Here is a 23,202-nt window from a genome sequence, read left to right on the forward strand (position 1 = left end):
ACAGGTTGCCGCAGATTGGATGACGATGCAGTTGCACTCTGCGGTGCAACTGCCCGCCCCAAGAACTTGCCGTCGCAGGCGTGGACACAAGGGGCAATACCGCATACGGGATAGCTTCTTTGTGTTTTTGATAGCTGTTACCGCAATAGGAGTATGCGTTAGCGGAAAATTTCGTCACAACTCACGAAGGCTGTCCGTGCCCGTATCAACCCGTGTGTCAGCGCCTGCGGCACACGGTTCAGGCTGCGGGCAACGCTGCCGCAGGACAGCGTTGCATCGTGCTCTGACTTGCCGCCGTTTGTTTGAGTGGAGCGGCAAAGCCGCGCAGCGAGTTGGGCGGCACCGCAGACTGGATTGCGTGACGCAGGTTTGCCCGGAGTGAAGTGAAACGTAGCGTAGGGACGCGGACAGTCGGGTCTGTGTTCTTTGCTTACTTTCTTGCACAAGCAAGAAAGTGAGTCGCCGGCCGGGGCGAGACCCGGCCTCTGTCGCTGGCAACCAAGCGATGCTGTGTTGATAGAAGCTTACTTCGTCACAGTTCTTGCTGGCAACAAGCAAAAGGCCGCAGGCATGTGCTGCCTGCGGCCTTGAACGGTGGGGTTGGCGCCTGGAGTTGGCGGCTTAGGCCAGCTTGGCCTTGAGCAGCTCGTTGACCTGGCCGGGGTTGGCCTTGCCCTTGGAAGCCTTCATGACCTGGCCGACCAGGGCGTTGAAGGCCTTGTCCTTGCCGGCGCGGTATTGCTCGACGTTGGCGGGGTTGGCAGCAATCACCTCGTTGATGATGGCTTCCAGTGCGCCGGTGTCGTTGGACTGCTTGAGGTCCTTGGCGTCGATCACGGCGTCCACATCGGAGCCTTCGCCGGTCCACAGGGCTTCAAACACCTGCTTGGCCGAGTTGTTGCTGATGACATTGCCGTGGATGCGGGCGATCAGGGTACCCAGCTGCTCGGCGCTGACCTTGACCTGGTCCATGCCGATCTCTTCCATGTTCAGGCGGCGCGAGATCTCGCCCATGACCCAGTTGGACGCCAGCTTGGGCTGGCCGCAGGCCTTGGCGGCGGCTTCAAAGTAGGCGGCCATGGCCTGGCTTTGCGTCAGCGTGGTGGCGTCGTACTCGGGCAGGCCGTATTGCTCGACAAAGCGCGCGGCCATGGCGCGGGGCAGCTCGGGCATCTCGGCCTTGACCTGCTCCACCCATTCGGGCGCCACGACCAGCGGAGGCAGGTCGGGGTCGGGAAAGTAGCGGTAGTCGGCCGCGTCTTCCTTGGTGCGCATGGCGCGGGTCTCGCCCGTGTCGGGGTTGAACAGCACGGTGGCCTGCTGGATCTTGTGGCCGTCCTCGATCTGCTCGATCTGCCAGAGGATTTCGTAATCGATGGCGATCTGCATGTTCCTGAACGAGTTCAGGTTCTTGATCTCGCGGCGTGTGCCCAGCGGCTGGCCGGGCTTGCGCACGGACACGTTGGCGTCGCAGCGGAAGCTGCCTTCCTGCATATTGCCGTCGCAGATGCCGATCCAGGTGACGATCTTGTGCAGCTCCTTGGCATAGGCCACGGCTTCGGCGGTGGAGCGGATATCGGGCTCGGTCACGATTTCCAGCAGCGGCGTGCCGGCGCGGTTCAGGTCGATGCCGGACTGGCCGATGAACTCGTCGTGCACGGACTTGCCGGCGTCTTCCTCCAGGTGGGCACGCACCAGGCGCACGGTCTTGAGGACGTTGTTCTTGCCTTCTTCCAGATAGAAGCTGACTTCACCGCCTTGCACCACGGGGATCTCGAACTGGGAGATCTGGTAGCCCTTGGGCAGGTCGGGGTAGAAGTAGTTCTTGCGCGCGAAGATGGAACGCGGCGCAATCGTCGAGCCCAGCGACAGGCCGAGCTTGATGGCGCATTCCACGGCCTTTTTGTTCATCACCGGCAGCGTGCCGGGCAGGGCCAGGTCCACGGCGCTGGCCTGGGTATTGGGCTCGGCGCCGAAGGCGGTGCTGGCACGGCTGAAGATCTTGCTGTTGGTCGCCAGCTGGGTGTGGGTTTCGAAGCCGATGACGACTTCGTAGCCATTGATTAGTTTCACAGTCATTGCTCTGTGTGTCCTAACTGCTAAAAGAGAAGCGGCTTGCGCATGTTCTGATTGGGTTTCAGGTTGTTTTCGTGCTGAAAATCAGTCAGTACAAGCGCAAGCAGCTATTGATTTTTAAATGCCAACAGGGCTCTTCAGGTGGAAGTCTGTCGCTTGCTGGAAGCGGTGGGCCGCATTCAGCAGCTTGGCTTCGCCGAAGTAGTTGCCGATCAGCTGCAGGCCCACGGGCATGCCGCCGTCGCCAAAGCCTGCGGGCAGGCTGAGGCCGGGCAGGCCGGCCAGCGAAGCGGGCAGGGTGAAGATGTCGGCCAGATAGTTGCTCACGGGATCGGCCTTGCCGCCGATGGCCCAGGCCGTGGTGGGCGCGGCCGCGCCGGCGATGACGTCGCAGTCCTTGAAGGCGGCCTGGAAGTCGTCGGCAATCATGCGGCGGATCTTCTGCGCCTGCAGGTAGTAGGCGTCGTAATAGCCTTCGGACAGCACATAGGCGCCGATCATGATGCGGCGCTTGACCTCGTCGCCAAAGCCTTCGGCGCGGGTCTTCTTGTACATATCGTTGAGGTCTTCGTACCTGGCGGCGCGGTGGCCGAACTTCACGCCGTCAAAGCGCGACAGATTGGACGAAGCCTCGGCCGGAGCCAGGATGTAGTACACGGGCACGGAAAGCTCGGTGCGCGGCAGGCTCACGGGCACCAGCTTGGCGCCCAGCTTTTCGTATTCCTTGAGCGCTGCGTCCACGGCTGTGCGGACATCGTCGGACAGGCCTTCACCAAAGAACTCGGCGGGCACGCCGATGCGCAGGCCTTCGATCGAGTCACCCAGGCGGGCAGTGAAGTCCTCGGCGGGGTAGTCCAGGCTGGTGGAGTCGCGGTCCAGATCGGGGCCGCACATCTCGGAGAGCAGCAGCGCGCAGTCTTCGGCGCTGCGGCCCATGGGGCCGGCCTGGTCCAGGCTGGAGGCAAAGGCGATCATGCCGTAGCGGCTGGCGCGGCCGTAGGTAGGCTTGATGCCGGTGATGCCGCAGAACGAGGCGGGCTGGCGGATCGAGCCGCCGGTGTCGGTGCCGGTCACGGCCGGGGCCAGACGCGCGGCCACGGCAGCGGCCGAGCCGCCCGAGGAGCCGCCGGGCACGCGTTCAGTGTTCCAGGGGTTGCGCACGGGCTGTGCCGCGTCAAAGCCCACGGGGGCCACGGCCGAGTTTTCGTTGGCGCCGCCCATGGCGAATTCGTCGCAGTTGAGCTTGCCCAGGGTGACCACGCCGGCATCGGCCAGCTTCTTCACCACGGTGGCGTCGAACGGCGAGCGGTAGCCCTCCAGCATCTTGCTGGCGGCAGTGGTGGGGAAGTCCTTGGTGACGAAGATGTCCTTGTGCGCAATCGGCACGCCGGCCAGCTTGCCGCCCTTGCCTTCGGCGATCAGGGTGTCGGCTGCCTTGGCCTGGGCCAGGGTGGCGTCTTCATCGATGGCGACAAAAGCGCCCAGGTTCTGGTGCTGCTTGGCGCGGGCCAGGAAATGCTGGGCAGCTTCGGTGGCGGAGACCTGCTTGGCGCGCAGTTGCGCGGCCAGCTCGGCCACGCTCAATTGGTGGAGTTCGGTTTGGCTCATGTTCTTGTGGTTCCGCGCGTTTATTCGATGACCTTGGGCACGAGGAAGTAACCCTTTTCGGCTGCAGGGGCGTTCTGCATGTTGGCGTCGCGGTTATTGCCCTCACTTACCAAATCGTCACGTAGCCGTAAGGCGACGTCCTGGATGGCAGCCACCGGATGTGACAGAGGGCTGACGCCCGAAGTATCCACAGCCTGCATTTTTTCGACGATGCCGAAAAAGTTGTTTAGTTGCGCGAGCATGCGCTTACTTTCGTCTTGCGACAGTTCAAGGCGGGCCAAGTTGGCGATGCGCGCAATGTCTTGATCGTTCAATGCCATAGAAATTATTTAACAGGGCCGCCGCGTGTAAAGCAGTGTTTCTAACCCTGACAGTAGAAGTTATTCACAGGGGATACGGTATTATCTCGGCTTTGCCGCAATACCTCCGTTCGGCTGGTCATTGTGCAAAAAATGCCCACCACCCAGACTCCATTACCTTACATCCCGGCGACGGCCAGCCGATGCGCAAGCCGTGCCTGAGAGGACCCTGAATGTTCGGAGCTTTCCGTCGGTACTTCTCCACCGACCTTGCCATTGACCTTGGCACAGCTAACACCCTGATTTTCGCCCGAGACAAGGGCATTGTTCTGGACGAACCTTCGGTGGTTGCGATCCGTCACGAAGGCGGCCCCCACGGCAAGAAGGTGATCCAGGCTGTCGGCCGCGAAGCCAAGGCCATGCTGGGCAAGGTGCCCGGCAACATCGAAGCCATTCGCCCCATGAAGGACGGCGTGATCGCCGACTTCGTGATCACCGAGCAGATGATCAAGCAGTTCATCAAGATGGTGCATCCGCGCTCGGTGCTGACGCCCAGCCCCCGCATCATCATCTGCGTGCCCTGCGGCTCCACCCAGGTCGAGCGCCGCGCCATCAAGGACGCTGCCGAAGCTGCGGGCGCCACGGCCGTGTACCTGATCGAAGAACCCATGGCTGCCGGTATCGGCGCGGGTCTGCCCGTCTCCGAAGCCTCTGGCTCCATGGTGGTGGACATCGGTGGCGGCACGACCGAAGTGGGCGTGATCTCGCTGGGCGGCATGGTCTACAAGGGCTCGGTGCGCGTGGGTGGCGACAAGTTCGATGAATCCATCATCAGCTATATCCGACGCAACTACGGCATGCTGATCGGCGAGCCCACGGCAGAACTGATCAAGAAGCAGATCGGCTCGGCTTTCCCCGGCTCCGAAGTCAAGGAGCTGGAAGTCAAGGGTCGCAACCTGTCCGAAGGCGTGCCGCGCAGCTTCACCATCTCTTCGAACGAAGTGCTGGAGGCGCTGACCGACCCCTTGAACCAGATCGTTTCCGCCGTAAAGAATGCGCTGGAGCAAACGCCTCCCGAGCTGGGCGCCGACATTGCCGAACGCGGCATGATGCTGACTGGCGGCGGCGCGCTGCTGCGCGATCTGGATCGTCTGCTGGCCGAAGAAACCGGTCTGCCTGTGCTGGTGGCCGAGGAGCCGCTGACCTGCGTGGTGCGCGGTTGCGGCATGGCGCTGGAGACCATGGATCGCCAGGGCAGCATCTTCACCAGCGATTAATCGCTGTGCACTGTGGTGTTTTGCGGCACGCGGCATAGTGCGCGTACCGCAGCCACTTCCATGAACAGGGCCTGAGTCCGTGATACGCCTGCATACTGCGCTCTCTTTTTGCATTCCTTCTGGTCGGGAAGGCCGTGCGCATGCGGCTATGCCCAGGGAGCGCACATGAGCCTGGACACCCTGGACCACCGCGCCCCATCACTGTTCAAGCAACAGGCATCGCGCACTTCCCAGCTAGCCCTCTACAGCGCCTTGGCGCTGTTTTTGATGGTGGCCGATGCGCGTTTCAAGATCACTACGCCAGTGCGCTCCGCCTTGTCGGTGGCGCTGTCACCCGTGCAATGGCTGGTGGCCCAGCCCGTGCTGGCCTACCAGAACGCCAGCCGCTATGCCGAGGTACAGCAGCAGGCAGTGGCCCGCGAGGATGCCGCGCGCCAGGAACTGGTAGTCATGGCTCAGCGGGCCGAACTGGCCGATGAGCTGATCAAGGAGAACGAGCATCTGCGCTCCATGCTGGAGTTGCGTGAGCGCTCGTTGACGCCGGGCCAGGTGGCCGAGGTGGTCTATGACAGTCCTGACCCCTATACGCGCCGCGTGGTGATCGACAAGGGGCAGGCGGACAATATTGCGCCGGGCTCGCCCGTGCTCGATGAAAAAGGCGTGATAGGCCAGGTCACGCGCGTCTATCCGACGCGTGCCGAGGTCACGCTGCTGATCGATCGCGATCAGGCCATTCCCGTTTTCAACCCGCGCACCGGTGCGCGCAGCGTTGCCTATGGCGATGCGTCTTCGACGCGTGCTGGAGGGCTGGAGCTGCGCTTCATGCCCAGCAATGCCGATGTACAGGTGGGCGATTTGCTGACTACCAGCGGTATTGACGGGCTTTATCCCTTGGGTCTGCCCGTGGCCAAGGTGGTGACGGTGGACCGCCGTGCCGATTCTGCCTTCACCCGCATCTACTGCGAGCCCGTGGGCCGCGTGCAGGGCGTGCGCCATGTGATGGTGCTCAAGCCCCAGGGCCGGACCGAGCATCCCGAGGCTGCCAATATGCAGGCCCAGGCCGATGTCGAGAAGGCCGACCGCGCTGCCAAGGCACGTGGCAGGAAGGAAGCAGCCGCTGCCGAAAAGGAGAAGGCTGCCGCCGAGAAGGCGGGGACCAAGGCCGCCAAGCCTGCAAAGGATCCCGCATGATCATGCCGCGCGGCCAGCAGCTCTTGCTGCCGGTCAATCCTCTGTTCATCGTCGTCACCCTGGTGATAGGCCTGGCCGTCAACATGCTTCCGCTGGGCCGCATCGTCTGGCTGCCGGACCTGCTCATGTTGCTGCTGGCCTTCTGGAGCTTGAACCAGCCGCAGCGCGTGGGCCTGGGCATTGCCTTCGCACTGGGGCTGGTCATGGATGTGGACCGAGCCTCACTGCTGGGCCAGCATGCACTGGCCTATACCTTGCTGGTCTTCGTGACGGGCTGGATGAGTCGCCGCCTGCTCTGGTTCTCGAGCCCCGTGCAGGCCCTGCACCTGCTGCCGGTGTTTGCTGCGGCGCACGGCATTCAGGTACTGCTGCGTGTCGCTACGGGGGGGATCTTCCCCGGACTGGAGTTTTTGATAGCTCCAGTGATCGAGACCTTGCTGTGGCCTGTGGTCAGCGCTTTGCTGCTGGCGCCGCAGCGCCGTGCGCCGGACAGCGATGAAAACCGTCCTCTGTAGATGAAAGCCCCCTTGAGTCGCTGCGCGCCTTTACCCCTCTCGCTTCGCGAGGGGGAACGACTGCCTCGCTGCGGGGCGGCCCTTGCTTGCAGTCACTGGCTTGGCGTGCGGGGAGCCTGCGCATGATGGAGATCCGTAACACCGAAGTCGAGCTGCAGCGCTTCCGGATGCGTGCAGTCGTCATGGGCTGCGTGGTGTTTCTTGCGTTCTGTCTGCTGGTCTGGCGTCTGCTGGTGCTGCAGGTGGAGCGACATGAGGAGTTTGCCGAGCGGGCCGAGAGCAATCGCACGGCGGTGGTGCCCATCGTGCCCAATCGGGGCCAGATTCTGGACCGCAACGGCGTGGTGCTGGCGACCAATTACTCGGCCTATACGCTGGAGATCACTCGCTCCAAGGTCGAGGATCTGGACGAGACCATCGAGGGGCTGTCCGAGGTCATCGAGATCACTCCGCGCGACCGCCGCAAGTTCAAGCGACTCATGGATGACTCCAAGAGCTTTGAATCGATTCCGATCCGCTCGCGCCTGACGGATGAGGAAGTCGCCAAGTTCGCGGCTCAGCGTTATCGCTTTCCGGGCGTGGACATCAAGGCCCGTCTGTTCCGCACCTACCCGCTCAAGGAAACCGGCAGCCATCTGATCGGATACATCGGTCGTATCAATCAAAGGGAAAAAGAAGAGATCGACGAGTCCGACGATGCGGCCAACTACCGCGGCACCGAGGTCATGGGCAAGCTGGGTGCCGAAAAGAGCTATGAGCTGCAGCTGCACGGTCAGACCGGCTGGGAGGAAATGGAGACCTCGGCTGGCGGCCATGCCGTGCGCCGCCTGGGCAGTCGCCCCGCCACGCCGGGACACAGCCTGCAGCTGTCGGTGGACATCAAGCTGCAGAAGATGGTGGAAGACCTCTACGGCAACCGCCGTGGCGTGGCCATCGCCATGGACCCGCGCAACGGCGAGGTGCTGGCCATGGTCAGCAAGCCGACCTACGACCCGAATCTGTTTGTCGACGGCATCGACCAGGAAAGCTGGAAGGCACTCAACGAATCCCTGGACCGCCCTTTGCTCAACCGCTCCATGCGCGGCACCTACCCCGTGGGCTCGACCTACAAGCCCTTTATGGGCCTGGCGGGCATAGAGACCGGCAAGCGCACGCCGGGCACGGTGATCCAGGACGGCGGCTCCTGGACTTTCGGCGGTCACACCTTCCGCTCCGGCCATGCGCTGGGGCCGGTGGACCTGGCACGCGCCATCCAGCATTCCAGCAACGTCTATTTCTACACCCTGGCCAACGAGATGGGCGTGGATGCGATCCACGACTTCATGAAGCCGCTGGGCTTTGGCCAGATCACCGGCATCGACCTGCCCGGCGAGGTGCGCGGAGTGCTCCCCAGCAAGGAGTGGAAGCGCAAGACCTACAAGCGCGCCGCGCAGCAGCAATGGTTTGCGGGCGAGACGATTTCTCTGGGTATCGGCCAGGGCTACAACAACTTCACCATCCTCCAGCTCTCGCATGCGCTGGCCACGCTGGTCAACAACGGCATGAGCTTCACGCCCCATGTGGGCAAGGAGCTGATCGACTCCGTCACCGGAACGCGCACGGCCATTGTCCAGCCGGCGCCCGTCAATCTGGGCTTCAAGCAGAGCAATGTCGATGCCGTCAAGCGCGGCATGGTGGGGGTGGTGACCGGCGGCACGGGGCGCGGCGTCTTCGGCAGTGCCAGCTATCTGTCGGGCGGCAAGACCGGCACGGCCCAGGCCGTGAGCGTGGGCCAGAAGGAAAAGTACAACGCTGCGCGTCTGGCCGAGTACCAGCGCGACCACTCGCTCTATATCGCCTATGGCCCGGCCGAAGCGCCCAGGATTGCCGTGGCCGTGATTGTGGAAAACGCCGGCTTCGGTGCAGCGGCTGCCGCACCTATTGCACGCCGCATACTGGACTACTGGCTGGTCGGCAACTATCCCAGCGAGGCTGATATCGCTGCCGTGCGCCAGGGCAAGGCAGGCGCACCGATAGGCACGCCGCGCCGTGTGGAAGATATCTCGGTGCTGTCCGACGACGAAACAGCACCCTGATAAATTGATAGCTGTTAACGCTTGCTGTGTAAAGGTTTAACGCAGAAAAGCGTCATAACCTGTCTTCAGAATCAGCAAGCTGACCACGCCGATGAAAATCGTGCGCACAAAGCCCGTGCCGTGGCGCAAGGCCATCCAGGTGCCCAGCATGCTGCCCAGCACATTGGCCACGGCCAGCGGGATGGCAAAGTGCCACCAGACATGGCCCTTGAGAGTGAACAGCAGCAGTGCCGCGGCATTGGAGGCCAGGTTCAGCAGCTTGGCGCTGGCCGAGGCGTTGAGGAAGTCATAGCCCAGCAGGCGCACGAACAGGAACACGAAGAAGCTGCCTGTGCCCGGGCCGAAGAAGCCGTCGTAGAAACCGATCAGCAGGCCGATGGCGCTGGCGGTCAGCATCTCGGTGCGGCCCGCCAGGCGCGGCTCGTGGTCGCGGCCCAGCTCTTTTTTGGCCAGGGTGTAGCCCAGCACGCCAAGCAGGATGAAGGGCAGCAGCTTGCGCAGAAAATCGGGCGAAATCAATGTGACGGCCCAGGCTCCGAGAAAAGCTCCCACCAGCGTCGTGCCGATGGCAGGTACCAGCGTGGCCCAGGTGATATGCACACGCTTGCTGTACTGCCAGGCGGAAATGGCCGTGCCCCAGACGGCGGCACTCTTGTTGGTGCCAAACAGCGTGGCGGGCGTGGTGGTGGGGAAGGCTGCAAACATGGCCGGCACCAGAATCAGTCCGCCGCCTCCCACGATGGCGTCAACAAACCCGGCCAGGGCCGAGGCGAGGGAAACAAGAATCCATTCCATGGAGCAAATGCCTGCAATTGGTGCATGCCGTGAGCAGCGCCCGTTGCTGCTGGGGCGGCGCTGCCGGAGGCGGGATGAAGAAGCCAGGGGAGAGCGGGCGTGCATGCCCGCAAATGGCGCCGGCATTGTCGCACCGCCGCCTCAAGCTTGTGCGCAGGCATAAAAAAAGCGCCCACTGAGGGGCGCTTTTGAACGCATCTTTGATGCTTTTATATGTATTGGTCTGGTTGTGTCGAGTTGTCTCCTCGGCCCTCCATGCTGCTTCGTGGAGCAGCGAGAGTGACGAGAATGTAAGGGCTGCACCTGTGTGGTGCATTGGGGAATTCCCTTGGGTTATATCAAAAACGTCTGACAAATGAATCCGAAAGTTTCGTGACATCCTTATGAGTTTTGAGATATTTCAAAAACAATAGCGTCATATGCTTATAAGCAAAAGATCTCTGAGGACTTTGATTCGTGCGGCATGACGCCGCACCGGATTCTTCCGCTAGTACAGACTTTGCGCTCCAGAGCGAATTTCAGGGGGCTGACGGGCTTGTCGCAGTGAATCGCTCGGTTTTTTGAGAGGCCGTTTTTCAGGCCGCGTCACGAATCCACTGCGCCGCCTTCTCAGCCATCATCAGCGTCGGGCTGTTGGTATTGCCGCTGGTGATGGTGGGCATGGCGCCGGCATCGACCACGCGCAGACCCTGCACGCCTCGCACCTTGAAACGGCTGTCCAGGACTGCCATCGGGTCGTCGGTGCGTCCCATCTTGGTCGTGCCCACGGGGTGGAAGATGGTGGTGGCGATATCGCCGGCCAGACGAGCCAGCTCCTCATCGCTCTGGTATTGAGCACCGGGCTTGAACTCTTCGGGTTGGAAGCGCGCAAGCGCCGGCTGGCTGACGATGCGCCGCGTGACGCGCAGGCTGTCTGCCGCCACCTGCCGGTCTTCTGGCGTGGAGAGGTAATGGGGGGCGATGGCCGGAGCCTGGCGGAAATCCGCGCTTTGCAGCTGCACCGTGCCGCGGCTGCTGGGGTTGAGGTTGCAGACGCTGGCGGTGAAGGCGGCAAAGTCGTGCAGCGGCTCGCCAAAGGCATCCAGCGACAGCGGTTGCACGTGATATTCCAGATTGGGGTGGGCCAACGCCGGATTGCTGCGTGTAAAGGCGCCGAGCTGCGAAGGCGCCATGCTCATGGGGCCGCTGCGCTTGAGCGCGTACTCCAGGGCGATGGCCGCCTTGCCCCAGAGACTGCCGGCCATGGTGTTGAGCGTCCTGGCGTTCTGCACCTTGTAGACCGAGCGGATTTGCAGATGGTCCTGCAGGTTGGCGCCCACGCCGGGAAGATCGCGGCGCACAGCCATCCCATGGCGCTGCAGCAATTCGCCGGGGCCTATGCCCGACAGCTGCAGGATATGTGGCGAGTTGACCGCACCCGCGCAGAGCAGCATTTCGCGCCCGGCCTGCACAGTCACCATCTCCTCTCCGGTCCAGACTTCGGCACCGGTGCAGCGCTGGCTGCCGTCCGGCAGATCTTCCAGAATCAGCCGGCGCACCTGGGCGCGGGTCCACATCTCGAAGTTGGGGCGGCCGTAGCAGGTGGGGCGCAGAAATGCCTTGGCTGTGTTCCAGCGCAGCCCCGACTTCTGATTGACTTCAAAGTAGCCCACGCCCTCGTTGCAGCCGCGGTTGAAGTCGTCGGTGGCCGGAATGCCGGCCTGCTGCGCGGCCTGGGCAAAGGCATCGAGTATGTCCCAGCGCAAACGCTGCTTCTCCACGCGCCACTCGCCGCTGCCACCAGTGCTCTTGCTGCCGTGCAGGCGCATGAATTCTTCGCTGGCGCTGCCTCCGGCGTCGAGACGCCAATGGTCTTCATGCTGTTTGAAGGCCGGCAGGACCTGCTCCCAGCGCCAGGTGTCGTCGCCGGTGAGCTCGGCCCATTGCTCGTAGTCGCGGGACTGGCCGCGCATATAGATCATGCCGTTGATGCTGGAGCAGCCGCCCAGTGTCTTGCCGCGCGGATAGCGCAGGCTGCGGCCGTTGAGGCCGGGGTCGGGCTCGGTCTGGTAGAGCCAGTCGGTGCGCGGGTTGCCTATGCAATAGAGATAGCCGACGGGGATGTGGATCCAGTGGTAGTCATCCTTGCCGCCGGCTTCGATCAGCAGAATCCGGTGATTCTTGTTGCGGGTGAGACGGTTGCACAGCAGCGAACCTGCTGTGCCGCCGCCGATGACGATGTAGTCGAACTGGGTATCACTCATGGGCAGATCAAAAGGCTGGTACAGCTAGGCGCAGAGGCCAGAGCATCAGGCAGTCATGGGCAAAAAGGCTGGTTCATTAGGTGTGATGAGCTTGCGGGTGTCGATAGGGAAAGCGCTCGCATACTCCTGTTTTGGAAGCTGTCAACGCAGTGCTGGTTTTGACTTTCACGGTTTTTTGATAAAAATTGCAGCGTTATCATGCTGCTGCTGGCCATGCGCTGCATTGGCATAAAACGGCTTGAATCTTGCTCGGCACGTTATGCTGGCTCCTCTGGCTAGCCAGCCTCCCTCAAGTTCTAGGAAGCTTTTCTTTGTCCAGCTCAGACCAACTACCTCAATGTCCGCTGCAGTCCCGTGAGGGGCAGCAATGGGCCGTGCCTGTGGGCCGCTGGAGTGCAGCCGAGCTGGGCGACCGCCATATCTGGCGTCAGCTGGCGCCGCAGATCAAGGCTGTGCCCAAGGGCGTCGCCTGGGATTTGCAGCAAATGGTCTGGTTCGACCATATCGGTGCCCAGTTGCTGTGGGAGCAATGGGGCAAGGCCTGGCCGGTCCACTTGCTGACGACCAAGACCCAGCGCTCCATGCTGGAGCGTGTGGCCAGGTTCAGCGAAGTGCCCGAGTCCAAGCCCGAACCCTCGGGATGGATGTGCGAGATCAATCGACTGGGTCAGATGGTGATCGATGCCTGCGGGCACTTTTCCAACTTGATCCAGCTCGTCGGTCAGTTGCTGCTGGACTGCCTGCGCCTGCTGCGCAATCCGTTTCGTGGTCCCTGGCGCGATATTTCAGGCCACCTCTATGCGACAGGGGCGACAGCCTTGCCGATCACGGCGCTGGTCGGCTTTCTGATTGGCGTGGTGCTGGCCTATCTGATGGCGCTGCAGCTGCGCCAGTTCGGGGCCGAATCCTTTATCGTCAACATTCTTGGCATTTCGCTGATCCGAGAACTCGGGCCGCTGCTGGCGGCGATTCTGGTGGCAGGACGTAGCGGCTCGGCCATCACGGCGCAGATCGGCGTGATGCGCGTGACCGAAGAGCTTGACGCCATGCAGGTCATGGGCATCTCTCAGGGCTACCGACTGGTGCTTCCGCGTGCGCTGGCGCTGGCCGTTTCCATGCCGCTGGTGGCGTTGTGGACCATTCTTGCGGCATTGGCCGGCGGCATGGTCGCGGCCGACCTGACCATGGACATCACGCCGTCTTACTTCATTCAAAGCCTGCCTGCGGCCGTAAAGGTCGGCAATCTGGTGCTTGCCATGGGCAAGTCCGTGGTGTTTGGCGTGCTGATTGCCCTGATTGGTTGCCATTGGGGCCTGAAGGTAGAGCCCAATACCCAGAGCCTGGGGCGCGGCACCACGGCGGCGGTGGTGTCATCCATCACCATGGTCATCATCGTGGATGCCATCTTTGCCATCCTCTTCAGAAACGTGGGCTTTTAGGATGAACTACCCCCTGCGCGGCTTCGCCGCTTCCCCCCAAGGGGACGACACCTTCGCTGTGGGGCGGCCCTTGCTCGGCGTCTCTGGCTTGGGTCGCGCCAGCCTCGTGGAGCGGGGGACAGGCAAATGACAGAGGTGATGCAGAACCGCCGCATCGAGGGGGCCGTGGGTGACTACACGCCGCCGCAGGATGTGAAGCCGCTGGTGCAGGCGGTGGACCTGTGGACCGAGTTTGGCGAGGGCGAGTCGCGCTTTGCCGTGCACCAGGACTTGAATTTCGATGTCTATCCGGGCGAGATCCTTGCCCTGGTTGGCGGCTCCGGCACCGGCAAGACGGTGCTGCTGCGCCAGATCCTGGGGCTGCTTTCGCCTTCGCGCGGCACGGTGACCGTGGATGGCCGGCCCTCGCGCGAGGTCATCAGCGGTGAACTGGCGGCGAGTCAGGTGGGCATGCTGTTCCAGCAAGGGGCGCTGTATTCGGCCTTCAACGTTCTGGACAACATCGCATTTGCATTGCGTGAACAGGGCACCTTGCCAGATGCCGTGGTGCGCGATGCGGCCATGGTCAAGCTGCAGATGGTCGGCCTCAAGCCGGAGCATGCCTCGCGCATGCCTGCAGACCTGTCAGGCGGCATGATCAAGCGTGTGGCTCTGGCACGCGCGCTGATGATGGATCCGCCGCTTCTGCTGCTCGACGAACCCACAGCGGGGCTCGACCCCAAGGGCTCGGACGAGTTCTGCGAGCTGCTGCGCGATATCCATGCCGAGCTGGGCCTGACCGTGATCATGGTCACCCACGATCTGGATACGCTGTTTGCGCTGTCCACACGAGTGGCCGTGCTGGCCGAGAAAAAAGTGCTGTTCACCGGGGCTCCGCGCGATGTGGCCCGGATCAAGCACCCGTTTATTGAACATTTCTTCCAGGGAGAGCGTGGCCGCCGTGCCATGGCCCCGGTGCAAGGCGGCGCGGCCGCAGAGGAAAGCTGATGGAAAACAAGTCCCATGCCATGGCTGCCGGCATCTTCGTTCTGGTGGTGGCGACCCTGCTGGCAGGGCTGGCCGTCTGGCTGACGCGCGACAACCGGGAATACCAGCTCTATGAAATGTCCACCAAGGACGGTGTCAGCGGCCTGCAGCCCCAGGCCACGGTGCGCTACAAGGGCGTGCCCGTGGGCAAGGTGGTGCGCATCGGTTTTGACCCGCAGATTCCCGGCAATGTGCTGATTCGCATTGCCGTGGGCGAGGACACGCCGGTCACGCCGGCCACCTATGCCCAGCTCGGCTATCAGGGGGTGACGGGGCTGGCCCATATCCAGCTCGACGATGACAGCCGGGCTTCGCAGCCGCTCAAGCCCGGGCCCAGCGGCCTGCCGCGCCTGCCCATGAAGTCCTCGCCGCTGAACATGCTGGCCGACCAGGGGCCGGTGCTGCTGGAGCGGGTTGATGAAATTTCACGCCGCCTCAATGCCATGCTGGGTGAGGACAACCAGAAGCGGGTGAGCGTGGCGCTCGACAATATCGCTGCTGCATCTGGCGGGATCAAGGATCTGGCCGAGACCATGAACAAGACGGCCAAGGACTTTCCACAGATCACGGCAGATGCGCACCAGACCCTGCAGTCCCTTACCAAGGCTGGCAATGCCGCCACGGGCGTGGCGACCGATCTGCAGCAGACCGTGCGCAAGGTGAATGCGCCGGACGGCCCGCTGCAGCAGATTGCCGAGGGCACACAGGCCCTGTCGCAGGCGGCCGAGTCGCTGGGGCGCAGCACCTTGCCGCGCATGAACGGCGCGGCCGACGATGTCTCGCGTGCCGCGCGCACCATGGGCGCGGCCGCGGGCCGCTTCAATGACAACCCACAATCCGTCATCTACGGCCAGGGACTGGGCCTGCCAGGCCCCGGCGAGCCTGGTTTCGTGGCTCCGGCCAAGTGAACCCGCAACAAGGACACGACTTGCGCAAATCCGGAGCAGGCATGGTGTTTTCTTCGATAGCAACATCCATTGTCCCTTCCCGTTTGCGTCGGTCCTAAAGGAATCAATATGGCAGACACAAAGCTTTCACTCACAGGCCGCAGAGCATGGAGATTGCTGGGCGCATCTTCTTTGTTGCTGGCGCTTGCGGCCTGCTCGGGCCTGCCCACGGCTCCCACGCAGCCGGTGCGATATGACCTGGGCATGGCCAACCTGGCAGTGCCGGCCGCGAATGCCGCCGCACCCTCCGTGGCGCCGGTGCCGCTGGTGCTGGCTGAAGTCCAGGCGCCGGGGCTGCCCGAGGGCCTGACGGCCATGTTCTACCGTCTGAACTACAGCGACAGCCAGCAACTGCGTGCCTACCAGAACGCACGCTGGAGCCTGCCTCCCGCCCAGATGGTGGAGCAGCGCCTGCGCATGCGCTTGGGGCTGGAGCGTCCCGTTCTTTCGGGTAAGGACAATGTCCGCGCGGTGCTGGCCGACAAGCGCTCGATTGCGCAGCTGCGCGTGACGGTGGACGAGTTCAGCCAGGTCTTTGACAACGCCAGCAACAGCCGTGCGCTGCTGCGCCTGAGCGCCAGCCTGATTGGAGCCGGCGAGAGTGCAGGCAACCAGTTGCTGGGCCAGAAGGTGTTCACGGTCGAGGTTCCGGCTGCCTCGGCCGACGCAGCCGGCGGTGCTCAGGCCATGGCGCGTGCAGTGGATGAGGCGGCAGCCCAGCTCAGCCGCTGGTTGCAGGGTTACGGGCGCTAAGGCCCGGTCAGTCCCAGGCATTTCCGCTCCCAAAGCCCTGCCATGCAGGGCTTTGTTGATTCCGGGCAAGTCCTGGTTGCCGGTGGGCAACTGCTTTGCTGATGTGGGTCAATGGCCGGGACAGGCCTTGTTCTTAAGCTGGCAGTTCCTCAACCTCGCACAAGGAACTGCCATGGCCAGCCTCGAATGGAATGCCGCTCTCATCCTGGATTTTCCCGTCATGGACGCGGTGCATGAAGAGTTCGTCACCTTGCTGGCCCAGGTGGAGGCGGCGGCCGATGAGCAGCTGTGCGCGCTCTGGGACGAGTTGATTGCCCATACCCAGCAGCACTTCGATCAGGAAGACCGCTGGATGCAGACCACGGGCTTTGCCACGAGCAACTGCCACAGCCAGCAGCACAAGGTGGTACTGGCCGTGCTGCGCGAGGGGGCGGTCAAGGGCGAGCAGGGCGATCTGGCCACGATCCGCCATATGGCGGCCGAGCTGGGCCCGTGGTTCAGCCACCATGCGCAGAATATGGACGCGGCTTTGGCCTTGCACATGCGCCGCTCGGGTTTCGATCCGGTCAGCGGTGCGGTGCTGATACCCGAGGCCTTGCCGGCCGAGCCTATCACCGGCTGTGGCGGAGCCTGCGGTGAAGCTGAAAAAAAGGAAGTAGTAACTGCCTGAAACTGGCACGCGCTAAGGCGAGAGACAGCGAGCAAGCTCCGGTCCCCCTTGGGGGAAGCGGCGTAGCCGCTCAGGGGGTCAAGGGTAAATCGCCGGGGAGGCCAGGATGGGGAAGATCTTGATCAGGCCTCCTGCCATCACCTCGATGGCCAGCGCGGCCAGAATCAGGCCCATGAGCCGGGTCATCACATTGATGCCGGTCTTGCCCAGCACGCGGGCGATCGGGTGGGCCAATGAAAAGCACACCATGATGGCGGCAGCCACCACCACGCCGTAACCGACCAGCGCCACATGCTGCCAGATGGTACGCGCCTGATCGGCATAGATCACCACGGTGGACATGGCGGCAGGCCCGGTCAGCAGCGGAATGGTCAGCGGCACTACGGCAATGCTGTTGCCCTCGGCGGCCTTTTCGACGCCGGCTGCCAGCGTGGCATTGTTGGGGCGGTCTTCGGCGGGGCGGGCATTGAGCATGTTCATCGCGCTGATCAGCAGCAGCAGACCGCCGCCGACCTGAAAGCTCTGCAGCGAGATATTGAAGAACTGCAGAATCTGCAGTCCCAACAGGGCGCAGACCGCAATCACACAAAACGCGGCAAAGGCGGCGGTGCGAATGGTCTGCCAGCGCTGCTCGGCGTCGAAGCCGGCCGTGTAGTGGATGAAGAACGGGACGATGGCCAGCGGGTTGATGATGGCGACCAGGGTGATCAGCGGCTTGATATCCATTACAGCTCGCCTCCGGGCATGGGGGGCTTCTTGCGACTGTCGGCCTTTTGTGGGGCTGGGATAGCTTGCATCAACACTCCTGTGAAAAAATGTCCGAATCATCGACGCGGCATCAGCCATTACAGCATTGCTGGCGGCCGCGTCGCGGATTTTCCCTTTGAACCAAGTTAAGGAGCTTCGCAATGGGCAGCTTTATTGAACTGACAGCCGTGGATGGCGCAAAAACCCCCGCCTATGTGGCCATGCCCGAGGGCCAGGCACGCGGTGCCATCGTGGTGCTGCAGGAGATCTTCGGCGTGAACTCGCATATCCGCTCCTTGGCAGACCGCTACGCAGCCCAGGGTTATGTGGCGGTGGCTCCCGCCATGTTTGCCCGCGTCAAGCCCGATGTGGAGCTTGGTTACAGCGAAGAAGACATGAAGGCCGGATTTGCGCTCAAGACCGCGGTGGAGGCCCTGCCCGAGCCTGGAGCGCTGCGCGATGTGGAAGCGGCCGTGGCCCATGCCGCGACGCTGGTGCCCGGCGGCAAGATCGGCGTGGTGGGCTTTTGCTGGGGCGGCCTCATGACCTGGCGCTCGGCCTGCAATCTGGCCAGCGTCTCGGCTGCAGTCTGCTATTACGGCGGCGGCATGACGGGCGAGCTGGAAGCCAGCCGTCAGGCGCTGTGCCCGGTGCTGGCCCACTTCGGCAGCAAGGACCATTACATCTCGCTGGAGTCCGTCGAGGCCTTCAAGACGGCCCAGCCCAAGGCGCAAGTGCATATCTACGAAGCCGATCACGGCTTCAACTGCGACCAGCGCGGCTCCTACAATGAAGCGGCAGCCAAGCTGGCCGGTGAGCGTACGCTGGCCTTCTTTGCCCAGCATCTGGGTTGATATAAAAACCATAGCTGCTTGTGCTTGATATATAAGCACAAGCAGCTGTTTTTATCTAAAGCCCGTTGCCGCCGGGCGGTCCCCCATCAGAGACATCAAGCAAGCGCCGCCGCGCAGCGAGGATGTCGTCCCCCTTGGGGGAAGGCGCGGAAGCGCCTCAGGGGGTCATTCTTTTTCTTCGCTTTCCAGATAGCGCCGCCGCCAGAAATAGGCCACCAGCACCACGGTGATGATCACCATGGCCACCAGGGCCCAGATGAAGCCGTCCTTTTTGTGCACGAAGGGAATGAACTCGAAGTTCATGCCGAAGATGCCTGCAATCAGGTTCAGCGGCAGAAAGATGGCCGTCACCGTGGTCAGCGTGCGCATGATGTCGTTGGCGCGGTTGCTCTGCGCCGAAAAGTGCATCTGCACGGCGGTCTCGGCGCTTTGCTCCATGCGGTGAATGTGGTGGGTCACGCGCTCTATATGTTCGAGCACGTCGCGCGAGCGCACGCGCAGCAACTCGCGCTCATGCTGGCGCGCGGGTGTGTGCTCGGGCGGCCAGCCCTCCAGTGCCTCGGTCCAGTCCTGCACGGCCGCGCGCTGGTCTTCGCAGATCTCATCCAGCTGGTGCAGCGCCAGACGCACGTCGAGCACGCTGGCCCAGTTGCTGAAGCGCTTGTTGGGCTTGAGCAGCGCCATCTGCCAGTGGTCGATCTGGCGCGTCAGTGTGCGACGCAGGTCAAGATAGCCGTCCACCATGCCATTGACCATGCGAAGCATCAGGTCGGCAGGCTCCACAGGCATCTTGGTGCTGACCTGGCGGCTGTCAGTCTTGGCGGGGCCGGAAATCAGGCGCTGCCAGAAGCTGTCCAGCACAAAGCAGCCATCGGGATGCACGGACAGCAGGATCTGGTCATACAGCGCAAAGCCCACGGGCTGGGTTTCCACGCGTTGCAGCACCGGCGTTTCTCGCTGGCCGCTGTGGGCCGGGTTGTGCGATGGAGGCGGGGCACTGGATGCAGCACTGCCGGTGCCTGCCGTCACGGCAGGCGAGGCTGGGGTGTGGTTGCCGTTGAGCGGCGGCAGATGGGCGTTGGCCAGGCGGCGGAACACCAGCACGTCGTACACCGAGGTGTAGTCGTAATTGGAAGGGATTGCCGGATTCAGCAGATCGGAGACATGCAGATCAACGAGGGCGGAGCCGCCCAGCCTGGTCAGCATGGTCTGAATGGCCGGCAGTTGCGTCTCCAGCTCCGAGCGTGTGCAGGAGACCCAGTAAAACCCCGTTGTCGCGGCCTGCGTTGGCAGTCCGTCAACAGGCTGGGCATAGAGGGGAGAGATATGCAGCACGCGCATGGGAATTGGCAGCCTCGATGTCAGTGCAAAAGCAGATGCAAAAACGGCCCGGGCCAGCAGCCCGAGCCGTCAGATCATGCCTGAAATGCTCTCAGGCGCAAGCATGACCTGCGCTGGTAGCTATCAATTTTGTTACAGGCCGCGCAGCTTCTTGGCGGCATCGATGGCAAAGTAGGTCAGGATGCCGTCGGCGCCGGCGCGCTTGAAGGCCAGCAGGGCTTCCATCATCACGGCGTCATGATCGAGCCAGCCGTTGGCGGCCGCGGCCTTGAGCATGGCGTATTCACCGGACACCTGATAGGCGAAGGTCGGCACCTTGAACTCGTCCTTGACGCGGCGCACCACGTCCAGATACGGCATGCCGGGCTTGACCATGACCATGTCTGCGCCTTCGGCGATGTCCTGCGCCACTTCGCGCAGGGCTTCGTCGGTGTTGGCAGGGTCCATCTGGTAGACATTCTTGTCGGCCTTGCCCAGGGCGCCGCGTGTGCCCACGGCGTCGCGGAAGGGGCCGTAGAAGGCGCTGGCGTACTTGGCGCTGTAGGCCATGATGCGGGTGTGAATATGGCCCTGAAGCTCCAGGGCCTCGCGGATGGCGCCGATGCGGCCGTCCATCATGTCGCTGGGGGCCACCATGTCCACACCGGCTTCGGCATGGGCCAGGGCCTGGCCGACGAGTACTTCCACGGTGTCATCGTTGATGATGTAGCCGCTCTCGTCGAGGATGCCGTCCTGGCCGTGGCTGGTGTAGGGGTCCAGAGCTACATCGGTCATCACGCCCAACTGGGGAAATTCCTTTTTCAGCGCGCGCACCACGCGCGGGATCAGGCCGTCGGGGTTCAGGGCTTCCTTGCCATCGGGGGTCTTGAGGCTGGATTCAATGGCGGGGAATAGCGCCAGGTAGGGAATCTCCAGCTTCACGCATTCCTCGGCCACGGGCAGCAGCAGGTCCAGGCTCAGGCGGTCCACGCCAGGCATGGAGGGCACGGCCTCGCGCTTGTTCTGGCCTTCATGCACGAACACGGGGTAGATGAAGTCGTGCGGTGTCAGCACGCTCTCGCGCACCAGATTGCGGGTGAAAGCATCGCGGCGCAGACGACGCGGACGATTCTGGGGAAAAGGAGTAGGGCTGGACAAATGCATGGGGAAAATTGTGCCCCATTCGTCATGGCTTGGCTTGCAGCTGCGTGACTATTCCATGACGACCGGCGCGACAAGGCCCGAGCTTCAGGGTAAAGACGCGGCGCGCAGCAGCTGTGGCGCAGCGCAGGCCTTTACACTGGCCCCATGCTATGGGTCAAAGCCTTTCACATCATTTTTGTCGCCAGCTGGTTTGCTGGTCTGTTCTACCTGCCGCGCATCTTTGTCAATATCGCCATGGTCACCCCGGGCTCTGTGGCTGAGCGCGAGCGCCTGCTGCTGATGGCGCGCAAGCTGCTGCGCTTCACCACCATGCTGGCCGTGCCCGCGCTGGGCCTGGGCCTGTGGCTGTGGCTGGGCTGGGGCTTCGCGGGTGGCTGGCTGCATGCCAAGCTGGTCGTGGTGCTGCTGGTCATCGGCTACCACCACAGCTGTGCCGTGCTGCTGCGCAAGCTGGCGGACAACACCTGTCATAAAAGCCATCGCTGGTTCCGCTTCTATAACGAAGTGCCGGTGCTGCTGTTGATTGCCGCCGTGATTCTGGTGGTGGTCAAGCCCTTCTGAATCTTGCGCTGAGAGTAGGAGGCGACTGTGTCCGATTCCGCGGTGCCGGTGATTTCCATGCGCCATACCTCGGCCTGGCCGCTGGCGCTGGTCTATGGCCTGCTCATCGTGTTTGCCAGCCTGTTCCCGTTCGACGGCTGGCGCGCCCAGGGGATTGATCCCAGCGTATTTCTGCTGGCCAGGATTCCGCCGCCGTACTGGACCTGGTTCGACGTCAATACCAATATCGTCGGCTATGCGCCGCTGGGCTTTTTTCTGGCGCTGGCCCTGATGCGTTCGGGCCAGCCCAGGCTGGCCGTGCCGCTGGCTTTTCTTGCCGGCACGCTGCTGTCGCTGTGCATGGAGTTTCTGCAGATCTATCTGCCGCGCCGCGTGCCGTCGAATCTGGATCTGATGCTCAATGCGGGCGGTACCTTGATCGGTGCCCTGCTGGCTGCGCTGCTGGAGAGGCTGGGGGCTCTCTCGCGCTGGAGTGCATTTCGCAACCAGTGGCTGGGCGAGGGCGGTGCTGGCGTGCTGGTGCTGCTGGCGCTGTGGCCGTTTGCGCTGCTGTTTCCGGCGGCCGTGCCGTTTGGCCTGGGCCAGGTGCTGGAGCGCATCGACGATACCCTGCAGGACTGGTTGCTGAACACGCCGTTCGAGGACTGGTTGCCTCTGGGTGACTTCGCCATGACGCCGCTGTCGCTGGTGACGGAGATGCTATGCGTGATGCTGGGGCTGTGGATTCCCTGTCTGCTGGCCTACTGTGCCGTGCGCCATATGGGGCGCCGCGCGCTGGCCGGACTGCTGCTGGTGGCGGCAGGAGTAGGGGTGACGGCACTGTCGGCCGCGTTGAGCTGGGGTCCGGCCCATGCCTGGGAGTGGGTGGATCTGCCGGTGCGCCTGGGAGTCTGGGGCGGGCTGGGCCTGGCCGTGATTGCATTGCCTGCCTCGCGCCGCATGTGCGCCGTGCTATTGCTGCTGGTGCTGGTGCTGCATCTGAGCATCCTCAATCAGGCACCGACGAATGTGTATTTCGCCCAGACCCTGCAGGCCTGGGAGCAAGGCCGTTTCATCCGCTTCTACGGCCTGGGCCAATGGCTGGGCTGGCTCTGGCCTTACGTGACACTGGCGTATGTAGTGATTCGACTCTCGCGTCGCCAACAGCCTGCCTAGAATGAGCCACCATGAGCGACATCCAGAATCAAGGCCAGGCCGGTGGCTACTACCAGCGTCATATCTTCTTTTGCCTGAACGAGCGTCCCAACGGTGAGGACTGCTGTGCCCTGCATGGCGCCAAGGCAGGCTTTGACCACTGCAAGCGCAAAGTCAAGGAAGAGGGGCTGGCCGGCAAGGGGCAGGTGCGTGTGAACAAGGCCGGCTGCCTGGATCGCTGCGCCGGCGGCCCCGTGGCCGTGGTCTACCCCGAGGCCGTCTGGTACACCTTCATCGACGACAGCGATATCGATGAAATCGTCGAATCCCATCTCAAGAACGGCAAGGTGGTCGAGCGCCTTGTGCTGCCCGATAGCGTGGGCCGGTGATCTGGCTGCCCTGAGGTTTTTGGTCGCTCCGACAGGCTTGCGGCAAGGCGGCTCTTGCCTGGTGCAACCTACTCAGGGCTTGCTGGTTCAGGAACTTTAAGCGTTTACAGGCGTCAGCC

At 63.0% G+C, this 23,202-nt stretch carries 21 protein-coding genes; 13 read left to right on the forward strand and 8 right to left on the reverse strand.

From position 1 onward, the window contains the following. Nucleotides 1-621 precede the first annotated feature (621 nt). The 3 genes from gatB to gatC all read right to left on the reverse strand — a co-directional run bounded on the left by gatB (nt 622) and on the right by gatC (nt 4,004). Nucleotides 622-2,079 (reverse strand): Asp-tRNA(Asn)/Glu-tRNA(Gln) amidotransferase subunit GatB, encoded by a 1,458-nt coding sequence (gene gatB, locus NOX35_RS01455; RefSeq protein ID WP_182285367.1) that lies wholly within the window; start codon nt 2,077-2,079, stop codon nt 622-624. A 114-nt stretch (nt 2,080-2,193) separates the two neighbouring features. Beyond that, nucleotides 2,194-3,684, reverse strand: coding sequence for an Asp-tRNA(Asn)/Glu-tRNA(Gln) amidotransferase subunit GatA (gene gatA, locus NOX35_RS01460; protein ID WP_256495494.1), 1,491 nt, complete (start codon nt 3,682-3,684; stop codon nt 2,194-2,196). Nucleotides 3,685-3,704: 20 nt separating this feature from the next. Further along, nucleotides 3,705-4,004, reverse strand: coding sequence for an Asp-tRNA(Asn)/Glu-tRNA(Gln) amidotransferase subunit GatC (gene gatC / locus NOX35_RS01465; protein WP_003070403.1), 300 nt, complete (start codon nt 4,002-4,004; stop codon nt 3,705-3,707). A gap of 212 nt (nt 4,005-4,216) precedes the next feature. Between gatC and NOX35_RS01470 the strand changes: the two genes are divergently transcribed. From NOX35_RS01470 to mrdA, 4 genes are all read left to right on the forward strand, one after another. Further along, nucleotides 4,217-5,260, forward strand: coding sequence for a rod shape-determining protein (locus tag NOX35_RS01470; protein ID WP_003059473.1), 1,044 nt, complete (start codon nt 4,217-4,219; stop codon nt 5,258-5,260). Nucleotides 5,261-5,425: 165 nt separating this feature from the next. Beyond that, complete coding sequence (gene mreC, locus NOX35_RS01475; protein ID WP_256495495.1) at nt 5,426-6,451, forward strand: rod shape-determining protein MreC; 1,026 nt, start codon at nt 5,426-5,428, stop codon at nt 6,449-6,451. Beyond that, nucleotides 6,448-6,966: a rod shape-determining protein MreD gene (mreD, locus tag NOX35_RS01480; protein ID WP_182285370.1), complete on the forward strand. Its 519-nt coding sequence runs from the start codon at nt 6,448-6,450 to the stop codon at nt 6,964-6,966. The genes mreC and mreD overlap by 4 nt, the downstream gene beginning before the upstream one ends. Nucleotides 6,967-7,088: 122 nt before the next feature. Continuing rightward, the gene (gene mrdA / locus NOX35_RS01485; protein WP_182285371.1) at nt 7,089-9,041 is read left to right on the forward strand and encodes a penicillin-binding protein 2; all 1,953 of its coding nucleotides are present in this window, start codon (nt 7,089-7,091) and stop codon (nt 9,039-9,041) included. Nucleotides 9,042-9,077: 36 nt separating this feature from the next. Here mrdA and NOX35_RS01490 read toward each other — a convergent pair whose 3' ends face one another. Together NOX35_RS01490 and NOX35_RS01495 are read right to left on the reverse strand one after the other, a co-directional pair. Beyond that, the gene (locus NOX35_RS01490) at nt 9,078-9,836 is read right to left on the reverse strand and encodes a TSUP family transporter (RefSeq protein WP_003070412.1); all 759 of its coding nucleotides are present in this window, start codon (nt 9,834-9,836) and stop codon (nt 9,078-9,080) included. Nucleotides 9,837-10,411: 575 nt separating this feature from the next. Then, nucleotides 10,412-12,079, reverse strand: a complete 1,668-nt coding sequence (locus NOX35_RS01495; protein ID WP_256495497.1) for a GMC family oxidoreductase — start codon at nt 12,077-12,079, stop codon at nt 10,412-10,414. Between the two features lie 311 nt (nt 12,080-12,390). Between NOX35_RS01495 and NOX35_RS01500 the strand changes: the two genes are divergently transcribed. The 5 genes from NOX35_RS01500 to NOX35_RS01520 all read left to right on the forward strand — a co-directional run bounded on the left by NOX35_RS01500 (nt 12,391) and on the right by NOX35_RS01520 (nt 16,914). Next, on the forward strand, nt 12,391-13,518 hold the full coding sequence (locus tag NOX35_RS01500) for an ABC transporter permease (RefSeq protein ID WP_256495498.1): 1,128 nt from the start codon (nt 12,391-12,393) through the stop codon (nt 13,516-13,518). A 126-nt stretch (nt 13,519-13,644) separates the two neighbouring features. Continuing rightward, complete coding sequence (locus NOX35_RS01505) at nt 13,645-14,505, forward strand: ABC transporter ATP-binding protein (RefSeq protein WP_182285374.1); 861 nt, start codon at nt 13,645-13,647, stop codon at nt 14,503-14,505. Next, nucleotides 14,505-15,452: an MlaD family protein gene (locus NOX35_RS01510; RefSeq protein WP_256495499.1), complete on the forward strand. Its 948-nt coding sequence runs from the start codon at nt 14,505-14,507 to the stop codon at nt 15,450-15,452. The genes NOX35_RS01505 and NOX35_RS01510 overlap by 1 nt, the downstream gene beginning before the upstream one ends. Before the next feature lie 108 nt (nt 15,453-15,560). After that, the gene (locus tag NOX35_RS01515) at nt 15,561-16,244 is read left to right on the forward strand and encodes an ABC-type transport auxiliary lipoprotein family protein (protein ID WP_256495500.1); all 684 of its coding nucleotides are present in this window, start codon (nt 15,561-15,563) and stop codon (nt 16,242-16,244) included. Nucleotides 16,245-16,416: 172 nt separating this feature from the next. Continuing rightward, on the forward strand, nt 16,417-16,914 hold the full coding sequence (locus NOX35_RS01520; protein ID WP_182285377.1) for a hemerythrin domain-containing protein: 498 nt from the start codon (nt 16,417-16,419) through the stop codon (nt 16,912-16,914). A 78-nt stretch (nt 16,915-16,992) separates the two neighbouring features. Here NOX35_RS01520 and NOX35_RS01525 read toward each other — a convergent pair whose 3' ends face one another. Then, nucleotides 16,993-17,640 (reverse strand): MarC family protein, encoded by a 648-nt coding sequence (locus tag NOX35_RS01525; RefSeq protein ID WP_003059455.1) that lies wholly within the window; start codon nt 17,638-17,640, stop codon nt 16,993-16,995. 182 nt (nt 17,641-17,822) lie between these two features. Here NOX35_RS01525 and NOX35_RS01530 point away from each other — a divergent pair, with 182 nt between their 5' ends. Continuing rightward, nucleotides 17,823-18,515 carry a dienelactone hydrolase family protein gene (locus NOX35_RS01530; protein WP_182285378.1) on the forward strand — a complete coding sequence of 231 codons (693 nt, stop codon included), beginning with the start codon at nt 17,823-17,825 and terminating at the stop codon, nt 18,513-18,515. A 165-nt stretch (nt 18,516-18,680) separates the two neighbouring features. Here NOX35_RS01530 and NOX35_RS01535 read toward each other — a convergent pair whose 3' ends face one another. Further along, nucleotides 18,681-19,856, reverse strand: coding sequence for a magnesium transporter CorA family protein (locus NOX35_RS01535; protein ID WP_182285379.1), 1,176 nt, complete (start codon nt 19,854-19,856; stop codon nt 18,681-18,683). A gap of 132 nt (nt 19,857-19,988) precedes the next feature. Beyond that, on the reverse strand, nt 19,989-20,999 hold the full coding sequence (gene hemB, locus NOX35_RS01540) for a porphobilinogen synthase (protein WP_003059450.1): 1,011 nt from the start codon (nt 20,997-20,999) through the stop codon (nt 19,989-19,991). Nucleotides 21,000-21,143: 144 nt separating this feature from the next. On the opposite strand from hemB, the gene NOX35_RS01545 reads away from it, so the two are divergent. From NOX35_RS01545 to NOX35_RS01555, 3 genes are read left to right on the forward strand one after another with little or no spacing between them, the layout of a single operon-like run. Beyond that, nucleotides 21,144-21,560 (forward strand): CopD family protein, encoded by a 417-nt coding sequence (locus NOX35_RS01545; protein WP_182285380.1) that lies wholly within the window; start codon nt 21,144-21,146, stop codon nt 21,558-21,560. A gap of 57 nt (nt 21,561-21,617) precedes the next feature. Next, nucleotides 21,618-22,715: a VanZ family protein gene (locus NOX35_RS01550; protein WP_256496876.1), complete on the forward strand. Its 1,098-nt coding sequence runs from the start codon at nt 21,618-21,620 to the stop codon at nt 22,713-22,715. Between the two features lie 11 nt (nt 22,716-22,726). Then, nucleotides 22,727-23,083 carry a ferredoxin gene (locus NOX35_RS01555; RefSeq protein WP_256495502.1) on the forward strand — a complete coding sequence of 119 codons (357 nt, stop codon included), beginning with the start codon at nt 22,727-22,729 and terminating at the stop codon, nt 23,081-23,083. Nucleotides 23,084-23,202 lie beyond the last annotated feature (119 nt).

The sequence above is a fragment of the Comamonas sp. C11 genome (assembly GCF_024496285.1).
GTDB classification, from domain to species: Bacteria; Pseudomonadota; Gammaproteobacteria; order Burkholderiales; family Burkholderiaceae_C; genus Comamonas; species Comamonas testosteroni_F.

Bases quoted from the DNA above. Each gene is read 5' to 3' on its own strand.
- mreC (WP_256495495.1), top strand. From the start codon at position 5,426: ATGAGCCTGGACACCCTGGACCACCGCGCCCCATCACTGTTCAAGCAA.
- NOX35_RS01555 (WP_256495502.1), top strand. From the start codon at position 22,727: ATGAGCGACATCCAGAATCAAGGCCAGGCCGGTGGCTACTACCAGCGT.
- mrdA (WP_182285371.1), top strand. From the start codon at position 7,089: ATGATGGAGATCCGTAACACCGAAGTCGAGCTGCAGCGCTTCCGGATG.
- gatA (WP_256495494.1), bottom strand. From the start codon at position 3,684: ATGAGCCAAACCGAACTCCACCAATTGAGCGTGGCCGAGCTGGCCGCG.
- hemB (WP_003059450.1), bottom strand. From the start codon at position 20,999: ATGCATTTGTCCAGCCCTACTCCTTTTCCCCAGAATCGTCCGCGTCGT.
- gatB (WP_182285367.1), bottom strand. From the start codon at position 2,079: ATGACTGTGAAACTAATCAATGGCTACGAAGTCGTCATCGGCTTCGAA.
- NOX35_RS01490 (WP_003070412.1), bottom strand. From the start codon at position 9,836: ATGGAATGGATTCTTGTTTCCCTCGCCTCGGCCCTGGCCGGGTTTGTT.
- NOX35_RS01505 (WP_182285374.1), top strand. From the start codon at position 13,645: ATGACAGAGGTGATGCAGAACCGCCGCATCGAGGGGGCCGTGGGTGAC.
- NOX35_RS01470 (WP_003059473.1), top strand. From the start codon at position 4,217: ATGTTCGGAGCTTTCCGTCGGTACTTCTCCACCGACCTTGCCATTGAC.
- NOX35_RS01525 (WP_003059455.1), bottom strand. From the start codon at position 17,640: ATGGATATCAAGCCGCTGATCACCCTGGTCGCCATCATCAACCCGCTG.
- NOX35_RS01545 (WP_182285380.1), top strand. From the start codon at position 21,144: ATGCTATGGGTCAAAGCCTTTCACATCATTTTTGTCGCCAGCTGGTTT.
- NOX35_RS01535 (WP_182285379.1), bottom strand. From the start codon at position 19,856: ATGCGCGTGCTGCATATCTCTCCCCTCTATGCCCAGCCTGTTGACGGA.
- NOX35_RS01550 (WP_256496876.1), top strand. From the start codon at position 21,618: ATGCGCCATACCTCGGCCTGGCCGCTGGCGCTGGTCTATGGCCTGCTC.
- NOX35_RS01520 (WP_182285377.1), top strand. From the start codon at position 16,417: ATGGCCAGCCTCGAATGGAATGCCGCTCTCATCCTGGATTTTCCCGTC.
- NOX35_RS01515 (WP_256495500.1), top strand. From the start codon at position 15,561: ATGGCAGACACAAAGCTTTCACTCACAGGCCGCAGAGCATGGAGATTG.
- NOX35_RS01530 (WP_182285378.1), top strand. From the start codon at position 17,823: ATGGGCAGCTTTATTGAACTGACAGCCGTGGATGGCGCAAAAACCCCC.
- mreD (WP_182285370.1), top strand. From the start codon at position 6,448: ATGATCATGCCGCGCGGCCAGCAGCTCTTGCTGCCGGTCAATCCTCTG.
- NOX35_RS01510 (WP_256495499.1), top strand. From the start codon at position 14,505: ATGGAAAACAAGTCCCATGCCATGGCTGCCGGCATCTTCGTTCTGGTG.
- gatC (WP_003070403.1), bottom strand. From the start codon at position 4,004: ATGGCATTGAACGATCAAGACATTGCGCGCATCGCCAACTTGGCCCGC.
- NOX35_RS01495 (WP_256495497.1), bottom strand. From the start codon at position 12,079: ATGAGTGATACCCAGTTCGACTACATCGTCATCGGCGGCGGCACAGCA.